The sequence below is a fragment of the Paraburkholderia solitsugae genome (assembly GCF_013177695.1).
GTDB lineage: Bacteria > Pseudomonadota > Gammaproteobacteria > Burkholderiales > Burkholderiaceae > Paraburkholderia > Paraburkholderia solitsugae.
The window spans coordinates 40,802-53,737 of record NZ_WOEY01000004.1 but is presented as its reverse complement, the minus strand read 5'-3'; the positions used below and the strand labels follow the sequence as shown (position 1 = coordinate 53,737).

Sequence of the window (12,936 nt, the reverse complement as noted above, 5' to 3'; positions counted from 1 at the left end):
ACTTCTTTTAACATTTCATGTACCGCCTGAGAGGGCTCAATCGTGACAACGTCATCCACCGAGGCCGCCGGTGCCAAGCCGGTTCTGTCCGGCTTCGCCGTCTCCGAACGCACCGCACACCTGCGCGCGGAGACCGCGCTGTTCATGCGCGATCACGTGCTGTCGCTGGTGTCGCACGACTTGCGTGGTCCGCTGAACGCCATCCATAGCTGGGCGTACGTGCTCGAGCGCAAGCTCGATGCGAACGACCCCAACTCGCAGCGCGCCGTCACAGGGATTCGTAGCGGCGTGGACCAGCAGGTGAAGTTGCTGGAGACGATCATCGACGCCACGCGCGCCGGCACCAAATCGCTGGCGCTAGCGTATACGACGTTTCCGCTGCATCCGTTACTCGATGAAACCGTTGCAGAAGTTCGCTCTGGATTGGCGCGCGCGCGTGGCGTCGAGGTTGCTGTCGAGTCGCAACTCACTACCGAGCAGGCCAGCGGCGACCGAGAGCGCCTCGCCGCCGCGCTGTGGGTGATGCTCATGTTTGGCGTCGAGGCGAGCACGGAGGGCGCGGCGGTCACGCTGGCCGCACGCGCGGACGCCACCCGGTGGTACGCCACCGTCACCTTCAAGCCGAGCGCCGCTGCACTGGACGATCCCGTGCTGCCTCATTTGCTGGAAACCTTTGCCCGCAAGCAGGCGCGCGAACCGCGCGAAGCCAAACGCATCGCGTGGGTGTTCGCGCTGTGCAAGCGCGTCGCGGAAGCGCATGGCGGCAGTTTCGAGCAAAGCGACATGCAAGAGAGCGAAACTGCTACGCTCGCGCTGCATGTGCCGCTGAGTGCGACGACCGCAGCGTGAGTGCCGGTTGTCGCCGTGCATTCCTCTGCGTGATTGACTTTCATCCAGCTTTCGCCCTCTATACTGACAACTTTTGTTGCCGGAGCCCTTCGCTTTGATCCAGGTTGTCGCCCTTATCGGTGCTTTGTTTCTCGTTGCCCTTAACGGTTTTTTCGTCGCCGCCGAATTCGGTCTGGTGAAGCTGCGGCAGACCCGTGTGCAGAGCCTTGCCGCCAAACACGGCATGCGTGGGCGTTTGCTGGCGAAGGTGCACGGGCGGCTCGACGCCTATCTGTCCGCCTGTCAGCTCGGCATCACGCTGGCGTCGCTCGGACTCGGCTGGATCGGGGAGCCGGCGTTCGCGCAACTGCTCACGCCTGTCCTCAGTCTGCTTGGTGTGGAATCGGAGAAGCTGATCCACGGCATCTCGCTGTTCTTCGCGTTCTCGTGTATTTCGTTCCTGCACATCGTGGTGGGCGAGCTGGCCCCGAAATCCCTGGCGATTCGCGAGTCGGAGAAGGTTTCGCTGTGGGCCGCCACGCCGCTCTACGGCTTTTACTGGGCGATGTATCCGGCGATCTGGGTGCTCAATTCCAGCGCCAACGCGGTGTTGAAACTCGCGGGCCTGGCTGCGGACCACGGCCACGATTCGCATTACTCGACCGACGAACTCAAGCTGATCCTGCGTGGCCGCCACGCCAACGTCGCGACTGAGCTCGGCTCGCCGGATGGCGCCTATAGCCAGGACGAATGGAACACGATTGCGCATTCGCTGGATTTTTCGCGCATGACCGTTTCGGATCTGATGCGCCCGTCTCATGAAATGGTCGGCCTGCGGCGCGATGTGCCGTTGCGCGACAACATGCAGGTGGTGGCGCGGCACCGCTTCAGCCGCTATCCGCTGTTCGAAGACGCGTTCGGCGAGCGCGTGGCCGGCATGATCCACTTGAAGGATCTGCTGCTCGCACGGCACGCGGGCAGCACGCTCGACGACCTCTCCCAATATGCGCGGCCCGTGCAGTATGTGAAGCCGGACATGCCGGCGCTCGAACTGTTTCGCCGCTTCCGCAAGGGCGCGCCGCACTTCGCGCTGGTTGGCCACAAGAACGCGAAGCCGATCGGTTTTCTGACGCTGGACAATCTGCTCGGCGCACTGGTTGGGCAGATCCACGACGAATTCCGCCAGGGCGACGCCGATTGGACGCGCATGGACGACGGCACGTTGATGGGCAAGGGGAGTTTGCCGGTGGTGTCGCTGGAACGCGCGCTCGGGATCGACATTGACGAGGGCAAGGCCGAATCGGTCGGCGGCCTCGTGATTCAGGCGCTCAACGATCTGCCTACTGAAGGGCAGCGCATTGAGTTCGACCGCTTCGACGTGGTGGTCAAGAAGATGAAGGGGCCGCGGATTGTGCTCGTGCGCGTGTATCCGAAGACCTTCGACGATGAAGGTGGCTAAAGGGCTTTAATCGGCTTCTGTGCTGAGCCCGTCCGAGGTCCACTGAAACATGGCTCGAGTAAAATCGTCGCCCATACCACTGGGGGCGACATGGGATATTTGCTGGTGCTGTGCGTCGGTTTGCTGGCTGGCACGTTGAGTGGCGTGATCGGCACGGGCTCGTCGATGATGCTGATGCCCGTTCTCGTGATGCTGTTCGGTCCGCAGCAGGCCGTGCCGATCATGGCGATCGCCGCGATCATGGGCAACTTCGGCAAGATCCTGGCGTGGTGGCGCGAGATCGACTGGCGGGCCTGCGGTGCCTATTGCGTGACTGCGGTTCCAGGCGCGGCGTTGGGTGTGCGGACGCTTCTTGCGTTGCCACCCCATGCGGTTGAACTCGCACTGGGGCTGTTTTTTGTCGCGATGGTGCCGACGCGGCGCTGGCTGGCGCGGCGAGCGATCAAGTTCTCTTTGTGGCAGCTTTCGCTGATCGGCGGCGTGGTGGGTTTTCTCACCGGCATCGTCGTTTCTACCGGGCCGATCACGGTGCCCGTGTTTATGTCGTATGGCCTTGTTAAAGGCGCTTTTCTTGCGACCGAAGCGGCCGGATCACTGGCTGTCTACGGCACCAAAGTCGCGGTTTTCAAGCATTTCGGCGCATTGCCATTGTATGTGGTGATCGATGGTTTGATTACCGGCACGGCACTCATGATTGGGTCCTTTTCCGCGCGGCTGATTGTGGTCCGAATGAGTCCTGCGGTTTTCAAACTTGTCGTCGATGGGTTGATGTTGTCTTCGGGGGTTTCGTTGCTGTGGGCGGCAGGGCGGTAGGGCCTTTTTGCGAAAAGGCATGGAACATCACCCCACCGACGCCTGAAACACCCTCAGGTAGTTTCCCCCAAGAATCGCCCCGACTTCCGCTTGCGAGAATCCCGCCAGTAACAGCGCACTGGCCAGATCGGGTAACTGCTTGTAGCTCGTGAACACGGGGGGTGAAATAAACCCGAGCATGTCTGTCCCGAGGCCGACATGGTCCACCCCGACGACATCCGCCATGCGCTTGACGCCCTCGGCCATCGCATGCAAATCGCGAAACGTTCCTGAGCTCGGCCAAACGCCAATCACGCCACCCGTACCCGCGATCACTCGCGCATGGTCAGGCGTGATGAGCCGGCTTCGCGCACTCGGATGCGTGGCCAATGCCGAATGCGAGAGCACCAGCGGCTTGGTCGACGTATCGGCCGCGCGCTTCACCAGATCATAGGTGCCGTGTGCAACGTCCACGACGATTCCCAATGCATTGCAGCGCTGCACCACCTGTACGCCGACGTCCGTGAGGCCGCCATGCACCGGCGGCTCGGTCTGAATATCGCCCAGTTCATTCACGCGATAGTGCGTCAGTTGCAGATGCCGCAATTGATGCTTCGTGTACGCCTCATCGACACGATCCACCTGGCCTTCGAGAAAATCCGACCCTTCAGCGGCGATGATTGCGCACTGACCCTGCGGACCAAATTCCATCAGCGAAGCAGTGTTCGTCACCACGCGAATCTGCTCACGTTCGACCAATTGATGTGCGCGCTGGAATTCGGTCTGGCCGAGCGCATACAGTTCGCCCGACTGTGGCTCGCGCCATGCTTCAAACCGCTTGCGGTTATCCGCCACGCGCGTGACGGTCGTATCGGTGACGATCGCAAGGCAGATGACATTCATGCCGCCGGCGCGCATCGGCGCGGCCAGCGGGATAAACGGACGGTTTGCGCCGATCACCGGATTGCGTGACACAATCACGCGACCGCCGTGGCTGTGCATATCGATAGTGAGCGTACCGGGAGGCGCTTGCCAAACCGGTGCGGTTTCGGACTGCGCGGATTGTGCCGGTTGCGCTGCCTGTGTCGTCTGTGTCGTTTCGGCGTGGGCCTCGGTATAACCGGCAAAGCGCCCGGGCGCACAAGCTGTCAACCCAAGCGCGGCGCCCGATGCCAGAAACGCGCGCCGGCTAAATCGACGCTGTGGCGCGCGCGGAGGATCGATCGGTACCGCATCGACTAACCGATACCGCCAGCCCGCGGGATCGTCGATCAGACGAACCAGCCGGCCGCGCAAAGCCAGCACCTCGGCCTGTGGCTCGAGCGGCGCGGCCGCGTGTACCTCGATCGATGTCAGCGGATTGCGCGGCACGCAGCCCCCGCAGCACGGCTCGTCGGCGCTCAGCAGGAAGTAATCGACCGTGTCGGCTTGCGGGTCCAGCGGAATCATCCAGCCGGATATGTCGATGGTCATGCCGTGCAGCCTGTCGGCATCTCCACTTCTGATAGTCGGCCAGTCAATTTGCATCGCTGCTCCTCTCGGGTGCGTTTATTTGCGCGTCGATGTTACCCGGCTTTTATCTGGCGTCAGCGCGCCAACCATGCTTTCAACGAGCTTCAACGCTTCGGCTTTCAGGGCGACGGGGTCGTCTGCTCCATCGAGCAATTGCGCCGCTTCGCACACCATGCTGCCGATCATGCGGGCGGCGAGGTACGCCTTTGCTTTTTCCTTGCCGGTGGTCTGGTTCGTCAGCGCGCCGATGAGCAGACCGTAGACGTGCGCTTCTTCGATCTCGCGGCATCGCGCCGGGCCGAGCACGGCGGGCGCGGTTTCAATGACGAGTTGCCGGTAGGCAGGTTCGGTGCAGACCTCGAGGAATTCGCGAATGCCCGCGCTCATTCGCTTGGCTGCCGGCGCGGCCGCGGCGGCGGAGCTGACTTTAGATGCAGCGTCCGTCTGGAGAGACTCGACCAGGGCGTCGAACAGTTCGGCCTTGTCAGCGAAGTGATGATAGAAGGCGCCGCGGGTCACGCGTGCGTTGCGTGCGATGGCTTCTATCCCGACTTGCTGGTAGCCCTCCGAGGTGAATAACTCTCCCGCCGCGGTGATGAGCGCCTGACGGGTGGCGTCGGCGTATTCCTCGCGACGGGATTTGGGGGTTGGACCTGCGGTCGGCATAGGGTGCGTTTTTATCCCTTGATTTTTCACATTCTGATTGTAGTATACATACACGTTGTATGTGAAAATCGTGTTGTATGTTTAGATTGCCCTTGGCAAGGGGTTGGACGTAGGGGCAAACAACACCGTAGGTAAGCAACCCATTCAGGAGCAAACCCACATGACGTCAGCAGAAAAATACCTTCCCCCGACCGCGGAGCAGTTAGCCAATGCCCGGATAGCCGTGCAACGCTTCGCCTCGGAGTGGCAAAACCCCGTGGCCGATAACCTCGAAGATCTCATGCATGAAGACACACAAAACCTGATCCCACCCATGACGGAACCGGCCAACAGGGCTGGCGTAATCGAACACTTCCGTCAGGTCCTAACCCAACTCCCGGACTTGAAGGTAGATGTCCTTCAATGGGCGCCTACTGGCGACGCCGTCATGATCGAATGGCAGGCATCAGCCACCGTAGCCGGGCAGGCGTTGACGTGGCAGGGTGTCGACCGCTTCAACCTGCGCGGTGACCGGATGTACAAAGGGCAGGTGTATTGGGACACGCGGCGAGTGGCGGAGCAGGTGGCCGAGGCCGTCAAGGGCGCACAGCAAGGCGGTTCAGCGGGATGACGCATCGCCTTGAATGAGCCGACAAAAAAGGCGGCTAAAGCGTGTGTGCTTGAGCCGCCTTCAACCTTCGACAAATCGCCGATCAACTGCGTGGCACACCATCCTCCACCAACACCGCAATGGGCATTGCTCCCAACGCATCGCGCAGATAAAGCAAACCGTTTTCGTCGACCTTAGGCGCCGCCGGACTCAACCAGTCGAACAGCGCCCGCGCCGCCAGATCCGCAGGCATTTCGATCGCCGTATCGCCCCATTTGGCCGGATCGACCATCGGCAAATCGCCGTCTTCGCCGAGCAACCCGGCAGCAAGCCGGCTTGCCACCACCACAGCCCATGCATTCCCATGCCGCCGTGCAAACGCGATGACATTCGACGCATGCGCACCGCGCACTGCAAGCGGCAGATACGCACTTTGACTCAACAACTCCGGCAAGTGCGCGCGCAACGCCAGCACGCGCTGCACGACCGCGAGCTTTACCCGGCCATCGTGCCAGGTCGCCAAAAACTCAGAAGGCGGTGTTTGTGCGAGCCATGCCTCGCGCCTGGCAAAATCGACTGGCCGGCGATTGTCAGGATCGACCAGACTGAAGTCCCACAACTCAGTGCCCTGATAAAGATCGGGAATCCCAGGCGATGTCAGCCGCAACACCGTCTGCTGCAAACTATTGAGCGCACCAGCGCGCCCAATCCGCGCGACGAACGCGGACAACTCGCGCAGGAATCCATCGCGCCGTTGCGGCGCCAGAATATCGAACAGGAAGTCGCGGCAGCCGGCTTCGTACGCTTCGTCGGGTGCGAGCCAGTTGGTCTGCAGCTTCGCTTCCCGCAGCGCCTTCAACTGCCATTGCGCGACGCGCTCGGCCAGTTCCTTGACGCCCGCTTCATCGTCCGGTTTCAAATCAGGTGGCCAGCAGCCCACCAGGGTCTGATACAGCATCGCTTCGGCGGCGGGACCCGGCGCCCAATCGTAGCTTGTGTCGTCGCCGACGCTGCTGATCGCCGCACCGTCGACGCCGCGGCGAAGCGGTGCGTTCAATGTTGACCACGCGTGCAACGTGGCGCTCCATTCATCCGGGATTTCGCTCAACACCGCAAGCCGCGCGCGCACGTCTTCGCCACGCTTGTGGTCGTGCGTCGCCGTGGCGAGCATCGCGTGAGGAAAGCGCTGCGAACGCCCGAGATTTGCCGCATGAAATTGCTCGACCGACACAGCAAACTCGCCGGGATCCGAGCCGACTTCGTTGCGCGACAGCAAACGGCCATAGCGATAGCACGCGGTATCTTCAATCGCCTTCGCGGCGACCGGCGCGGTCAATTGCGAAAACAACGTCTGCGCGGTGCGGCGCGCAGAACCTGCATGACTCGGCGGTGCGCCGTTCGGACCCTGCTGCTGCGATTGCGCATTGCCGCGTGCATTCGGTACTTCTTCGGCGCTGCCGCCGAGCCACGCATTCACGCGGTCGAGCACTCCATAGTCCGCGCGCGAAAGCGTCTGTCTCGCGCCTGCCAGCGCCTGCTCGAAATACACGTTATCGGCGGCGCTGCGCAGTCCGTTCTGTGGAGAGATCCGATACACCGGAAAATGCACGACCAGTTCGGCCAGCACGCGCCGTAACGCCGTGAAGGTGAAATCGCGCGTCGCCAGCGAATCGCGGGCAATGCGATGCAACGCACGCGCAGCGCGATCCAGTTCCGCCGAGAGGTTCTCCGTGAGAATCTTGCGGCGCGCGGCCAAGGCTTCGTCGGCGAATCGCGGGCTACGGCCGGTGAGTTCGGTCCACGTGTGCGCAAGCGGCTCGGCGCCAGCTGGATCGTGCAGTAGCGCGCCCACGTCGTTCATGAAGTCGTAGCCGGTCGTGCCGTCCACGGGCCAATCGTCGCGCAGCGGCTCGCCGCGGCCGAGAATTTTTTCCACGATCACATACGGCGCGGTGTCGCGCAATTCGGTGAGGCGTTGCCGCAGACGCTGACAGTACTCACGCGGTTCAGCAAGACCGTCCACGTGGTCGATCCGCAAACCCTCCACCACGCCTTCCTGATACAGACGGAAAATCAGCGCATGCACGGCCTCGAACACCTCGGGCCGCTCCACGCGCACGCCGGCCAGCGTCGAGATGTCGAAGAAACGCCGCCAGTTCAGGTCGTCCGACGCGGTGCGCCACCACGCGAGGCGGAAGTGCTGCCGTTCGATCAATCGATGCAAACGGTCACGCGTCACCGGATCCGCGGGCGCATACGCTTCCAGCACCAACTCGATCGCCGAGGTGCCGGTTTGCGCGACGAACTCGCGCAGCATGTCACGCCCTTCGGCGGCGCGCGGTTGATCGGCCGGCTGCGTCGTCAGCCCTTGGAAACGTTCGGCGAGTGCGCTGAGATCGGCCCGGTCGGCGCTTTGCAGAATCGTCGCGTAGTCGGCCGGACACACCGGAAACACGTGCGGCCCGTAGCCGATATAAAAGCGCCCACTGTCGGCCGCAAAACGCAGTTCAATCCGGCCAGCCGCGAGTTCCTCGCCGTACGGTGCGCCGAGGGTCGGCGCCAGTACTTTGCCGCGCAAGGCCGGGTCGGGCGAATGCCAGTCGACATCGAAATGGCGTGCGTACGCGCTGTGCCGGCCCCATTCGAGGATGTCGAGCCACCACGCATTGCTCGAACCGCCGACACCCATGTGGTTCGGCACCATGTCGACGATCAGCCCCATGTTGTGCGCGCGCAGCTTGTCGACGAGGCGTTTCAAGCCCGCCTCGCCGCCGCATTCGGCGCTGACCTGGGTGTAGTCGACGGTATCGTAGCCGTGCATCGAGCCCGGCTCGGCGGTGGTGATGGGCGACGCGTACAGGTGGCTGATGCCGAGCGCGGCGAAGTAGTCGACATGCTTCGCGGCATCGTCGAAGGTAAAGCCTCGATGGAACTGGAGGCGAAGCGTGGAGCGCGGGACGGTCATGGCGTATCAGGCTCCGAAGAAGCATTGGAAGAAGCAGGAACCGTTGCGCCGCGGCGCGCGCGGTCGACGGCCAGCAGACGATCGCTGAAGGTGTCGTCCTCGAACAATTCGTCGATGGGCAACGCCACGCGGCGGCGCCAGTTCGGATGCTCGTCGATCGAGCCGGGCAGATTCGGCTGCTCGACCAGTGCGAGCAAATCTTCGAGCGGGAAAGTGACGAGCGGCCCGGGCGTCGCGGCGACGAAGGCGAGCGCTTCATCCACGGGCGCCTTGTCGCGCGGCGGCGCTTGCACGTCCGGGGCGGCGACACCGGCTTGCTGGAACGCGCGCCATAACAGAGCGCGGTCGGCGGCGCGTTCTGCCTGTGCCACTTCTTCCGCGTCGCGCCCATCGGCGCGCGCCATCGTCTGGCCGATCCGGTTGCGCCATGTGATGTCGCTGCCGCGCCACCAGCCCGCCACGGTCGGCAGATCGTGGGTGGTCGTGGTGCCGACAGCGTTGCGGTCCCACGCGTGCGGTGGCTTGAAACCCTTGCCGCCTTCCGCGTTTTCAAACCACAGTACGCGAATGCCGGCGAGACCGTGCTCGTCGAGCCGCTCGCGAAAACCGGGCGGTACGGTGCCGAGATCTTCGCCGATCACGATCGCGCGATGCCGCCACGATTCGAGCGCGATCAGCCGCAGCAGGTCTTCGAGCGGATAGCGCAGATAGGCGCCGTTACGCGCGCTCTCGCCTTCGGGCACGAGCCACAGGCGCCGCAAACCGAGAATGTGGTCGATGCGGATGCCGCCCGCATGCGCGAACGCCGCGCGCAGCATGTCGATGAACGCGGAGAAGCCCTGCGTGCGCATCGCGCGTGGCGAGAAGGTGGTAAGACCCCATGCCTGTCCAGCCTGGTTAAACAGATCGGGCGGCGCGCCCACTGAAATACCTTGCAGCATGTCGTCACGGTACGACCATGCATGGCTGCCGGCACTATCGCATCCTACGGCCAGGTCGGCGATCAGGCCGACGGCCATCCCGGCATCGGTCGCGGCATGCTGCGCGTGCGACAAACCCTTGGCGGCGAGCCATTGCAGAAACAGATGAAAATCGACTTCATGCCGATGCGCTTCGGCAAAGGCCTCAACTTCCGGGCTGCGCGGATCGCGCATTGCCTCAGGCCAGTTGCGCCAGTGACCATCGCCGCCCGCTTGAGCCAACTGCACCGCCTGTAGCGCTTCGAAACGCGCGTGATCTTCCAGCGCGCGGCCGGCACGTTCGCAGAAGCCATGAAATTCGAGCGCGCGCGGCGTGTCGCGCGCGCATTCCTCTTTGCAGAAGTTCTCGTACAGCACGCGTAAAACCTTTAGCTTCAGCACGACCGCGTTGGGCCAATCGATCAGCGGCAAGTCTTCGAGCGCCGACCATGCGCCGGTGCCCTGCGCGGTATCGAGCGCGGCGCGCGCGGCGTCCGCGCCGAACACCGCGGCGGGATCGATATGCGTGACGTTCAGCCACAAACGCGACGACGGCGAATACGGACTGAAGCGATTCGGCTCGGCGCTGAACATCGCATGCGTTGGACTGACGGCGAGCGCATGCGCGCCGCGCTTCGCGCTTTCAATCGCCATTTGCGCGAGAGCCGTATAGTCGCCGATGCCGCCATCGCCCTTGCGGCGCAAACCGTACAACTGCGCGGCAATGCCCCACAGCGGCGGCGTTTGCGCCGTGGCGCCATCGTGCAGCGTGCGCCATGCGTCGGCGACGGTATAGCAGCGTGACGGCGCCACGGCCAATGTCACGTGTTGCTCGTTGATTACCAGCGTGTGATAGCCGGGTTCGTCGATCGGTGCGAGCAGCGCTTCCTCGCCTTTGGGCGCCGTGAAGCGGCCGTCGATGATCGAGCCGCTTTCGAGTTCGATCCGGTAGTGACTGCCGGATTTGATCGCCGCGGCAGGCAGCGCGATGCCGCGGTCGACCTCGGCGGTCATCAACGGCGGCAGTTTGCGGCCGGACAGTTCGCCTTCGAGCGCAGCGGCGCTGTGCCGGATTTGCGTGGCATTGCCGCATGGCAAGCCCATCCGTTCAAGCAGCACGGCGAGCGTGCTCTCGGGCACGTGCTGCGTCGTATGGTGCGCATCCCGCCACTCGACCTCGAAGCCGGCGCGTTTGGCAAGGGTCACGATCGTATCGTTTGGACGTCGGGTAGCACTCACGCGTGGCGCTCCTGTTGGCCCACGATGCGAGCATCGTGGCCGATGGCATAGTCGCTGACGTCACCGGTCATCCACGCGACAAACGCGGACGACGGCAACGCCTTGGCGTCGACTTGCTCGCGCACGCGCGGCGGCGTTTCGAAAATCACTTTGCCGGCAGGCAGATCGGGGAACGCAACGTTCTCCTCCGAGAGATTCAACGCGATCGACAAGGTCTCGCCGTCGCCGAGTTTCCAGCGGGCGATCAGCGCATTGGCGTCGCCGCCGTTTGCGGCGGTGAGCACGGTCGAGCCGAGCGCTTTGGCATGTTTCAGGCGCGGCGTAATCAACTTCGCCCGCACGGCGAGCGCGGATTTGTAAAAGTGCATCCAGTCGAGGCGGTCTTTCGCGTCGTCATCCGCAGCGGGGCCTTGAACCGGCTCAGGCGGTGACGATGCGGCAAAGGTCTTCACGTCGTTCGGATCGGGAATCTGCGCGCGACGCTTTTCGTCGCTGAACGCTGAAAAGCGTGCGAATTCACGACGCCGTCCTTCGCGCACGGCGTCGGCGAGCTCGCCGGTGTAGTCGGTGAAAAACAGGAACGGCTGGGTTGAACCGTATTCCTCGTCCATGAACAACAAGGGGATTTGCGGCGACAGCAACAGCAAACCGGTGGCGGCGCGCAAGGCATCGTCCGACGTCAGCTTGCGCAGGCGCTCGCCCAATGCGCGATTGCCGATCTGATCGTGATTCTGCAAGAACATCACGAACGAGGTGGGCGGCAGATGTCCGCTCGATTCGCCACGTGGCGCGCCGTCGTGAATTGGCGATGGGTCGCCCTGATACGCGAAGCCTTCCGACAACACGCGCGCGAGCCGGCGGATCGGCTGCTCTTCGTATGCGTGGTAATAGCCTTCGGTTTCGCCCGTCAGCAGGACGTGCAGCGTGTTGTGCGCGTCGTCGTTCCACTGCGCGTCGAAATGCGTTTCGAGCAGGTTCGCGCTGTTGTGTTCGTTTTCCAGCACCAGATGCACGTGCCGCCCGTGCTGCACTTTCGCGCGGATATGGTCGGACAATTCGCGCAGCCACGCATGATTGCCGATGGCATGCACCGCATCGAAACGCAGGCCGTCTAGGCGATATTCGTTGATCCAGTACACGGCGTTGTCGATGAAAAAGTCGCTCACTTCACTGCGGTCGAAATCGATCGCGGGGCCCCACGGCGTGTGCGTGTCCTCGTGAAAAAACGAGCGGGCGTATTCGTGCAGATAATTGCCGTCCGGGCCGAAGTGGTTGTAGACCACGTCGAGAAACACCATCAGGCCGAGGCCGTGCGCGGTGTCGATCAGCGCTTTCAGTTCTTCGGGGCGGCCGTACGCGGAATCGGGCGCATACGGCAGCACGCCGTCGTAGCCCCAATTGTGCTTGCCGGGAAAGTCATTTACCGGCATCAATTCGATGGCCGTCACGCCGAGCGCGGCAAGTACGGGCAACCGTTTCTGCACCCCCGCATAGCCGCCCATTGCGCCGACGTGCAACTCGTACAACACCGTTTCTTCCCACGGGCGGCCGTGCCAGTTGGTGTGTTCCCAGCGATACGCGCGCGGGTCGATCACTTCGCTCGGGCCGTGCACGTCCTGCGGCTGGAAGCGCGACGCAGGGTCGGGTACCGCATGCTCGCCATCGAGCCGGAAGCGATACAGCGTGCCCGCGCCGCCGTCGACGGTCGCTTCGAACCAGCCGTTGCCGGCGGGTGTCATGTCATGCGCGCCTTGCGCGGGTCCGTTTTCGATTTCCACCTGGGCGGTTTTGCACGAAGGCGCCCAGAAACGAAACCGCGTGCGCGGGTTCGCGCCCGTAGCGCCAAGCAACTGTGCGCTGAACGGCAGGCAATGCGCATGATGATGCGCGTGAGGATCAATCGGACTTTCGGACATGATTCATCACC

General features: G+C 63.2%; 9 protein-coding genes. 4 read left to right on the top strand and 5 right to left on the bottom strand.

Features of this window, described 5'->3' with window-relative positions; translation table 11 throughout:
• Window positions 1-42: 42 nt before the first annotated feature.
• The 3 genes from GNZ12_RS00810 (at window position 43) to GNZ12_RS00800 (ending at window position 3,100) form a co-directional block, all read left to right on the top strand.
• Window positions 43-849 (top strand): sensor histidine kinase, encoded by an 807-nt coding sequence (locus GNZ12_RS00810; protein WP_172308569.1) that lies wholly within the window; start codon window positions 43-45, stop codon window positions 847-849.
• Between the two features lie 94 nt (window positions 850-943).
• Window positions 944-2,287, top strand: a complete 1,344-nt coding sequence (locus tag GNZ12_RS00805; protein ID WP_172308568.1) for a hemolysin family protein — start codon at window positions 944-946, stop codon at window positions 2,285-2,287.
• Window positions 2,288-2,377: 90 nt separating this feature from the next.
• Window positions 2,378-3,100: a sulfite exporter TauE/SafE family protein gene (locus GNZ12_RS00800; protein WP_172308567.1), complete on the top strand. Its 723-nt coding sequence runs from the start codon at window positions 2,378-2,380 to the stop codon at window positions 3,098-3,100.
• A gap of 27 nt (window positions 3,101-3,127) precedes the next feature.
• Here the strand turns inward: GNZ12_RS00800 and GNZ12_RS00795 are convergent, their stop codons facing one another.
• Together GNZ12_RS00795 and GNZ12_RS00790 are read right to left on the bottom strand one after the other, a co-directional pair.
• A complete protein-coding gene (locus GNZ12_RS00795) occupies window positions 3,128-4,606 on the bottom strand; it encodes a dipeptidase (protein WP_172308566.1) in 1,479 nt (492 codons plus the stop codon).
• Between the two features lie 21 nt (window positions 4,607-4,627).
• Window positions 4,628-5,257: a TetR/AcrR family transcriptional regulator gene (locus GNZ12_RS00790; RefSeq protein WP_172308565.1), complete on the bottom strand. Its 630-nt coding sequence runs from the start codon at window positions 5,255-5,257 to the stop codon at window positions 4,628-4,630.
• Between the two features lie 160 nt (window positions 5,258-5,417).
• Here GNZ12_RS00790 and GNZ12_RS00785 point away from each other — a divergent pair, with 160 nt between their 5' ends.
• Window positions 5,418-5,867: a nuclear transport factor 2 family protein gene (locus GNZ12_RS00785; protein ID WP_172308564.1), complete on the top strand. Its 450-nt coding sequence runs from the start codon at window positions 5,418-5,420 to the stop codon at window positions 5,865-5,867.
• Window positions 5,868-5,949: 82 nt separating this feature from the next.
• Here GNZ12_RS00785 and treY read toward each other — a convergent pair whose 3' ends face one another.
• The 3 genes from treY to treZ are packed head-to-tail and all read right to left on the bottom strand — an operon-like array spanning window position 5,950 to window position 12,925.
• Entirely contained in the window at window positions 5,950-8,811 is a 2,862-nt protein-coding gene (gene treY / locus GNZ12_RS00780) for a malto-oligosyltrehalose synthase (RefSeq protein WP_172308563.1), read from the bottom strand.
• Window positions 8,808-11,009 (bottom strand): 4-alpha-glucanotransferase, encoded by a 2,202-nt coding sequence (gene malQ / locus GNZ12_RS00775; protein WP_172308562.1) that lies wholly within the window; start codon window positions 11,007-11,009, stop codon window positions 8,808-8,810. The genes treY and malQ overlap by 4 nt, the downstream gene beginning before the upstream one ends.
• Window positions 11,006-12,925 (bottom strand): malto-oligosyltrehalose trehalohydrolase, encoded by a 1,920-nt coding sequence (gene treZ, locus GNZ12_RS00770; RefSeq protein WP_172308561.1) that lies wholly within the window; start codon window positions 12,923-12,925, stop codon window positions 11,006-11,008. Before treZ ends, malQ begins: the two co-directional genes overlap by 4 nt.
• Between the last annotated feature and the right edge of the window lie 11 nt (window positions 12,926-12,936).

Bases quoted from the DNA above. Each gene is read 5' to 3' on its own strand.
- GNZ12_RS00800 (WP_172308567.1), top strand. From the start codon at position 2,378: ATGGGATATTTGCTGGTGCTGTGCGTCGGTTTGCTGGCTGGCACGTTG.
- GNZ12_RS00795 (WP_172308566.1), bottom strand. From the start codon at position 4,606: ATGCAAATTGACTGGCCGACTATCAGAAGTGGAGATGCCGACAGGCTG.
- GNZ12_RS00790 (WP_172308565.1), bottom strand. From the start codon at position 5,257: ATGCCGACCGCAGGTCCAACCCCCAAATCCCGTCGCGAGGAATACGCC.
- GNZ12_RS00785 (WP_172308564.1), top strand. From the start codon at position 5,418: ATGACGTCAGCAGAAAAATACCTTCCCCCGACCGCGGAGCAGTTAGCC.
- treY (WP_172308563.1), bottom strand. From the start codon at position 8,811: ATGACCGTCCCGCGCTCCACGCTTCGCCTCCAGTTCCATCGAGGCTTT.
- treZ (WP_172308561.1), bottom strand. From the start codon at position 12,925: ATGTCCGAAAGTCCGATTGATCCTCACGCGCATCATCATGCGCATTGC.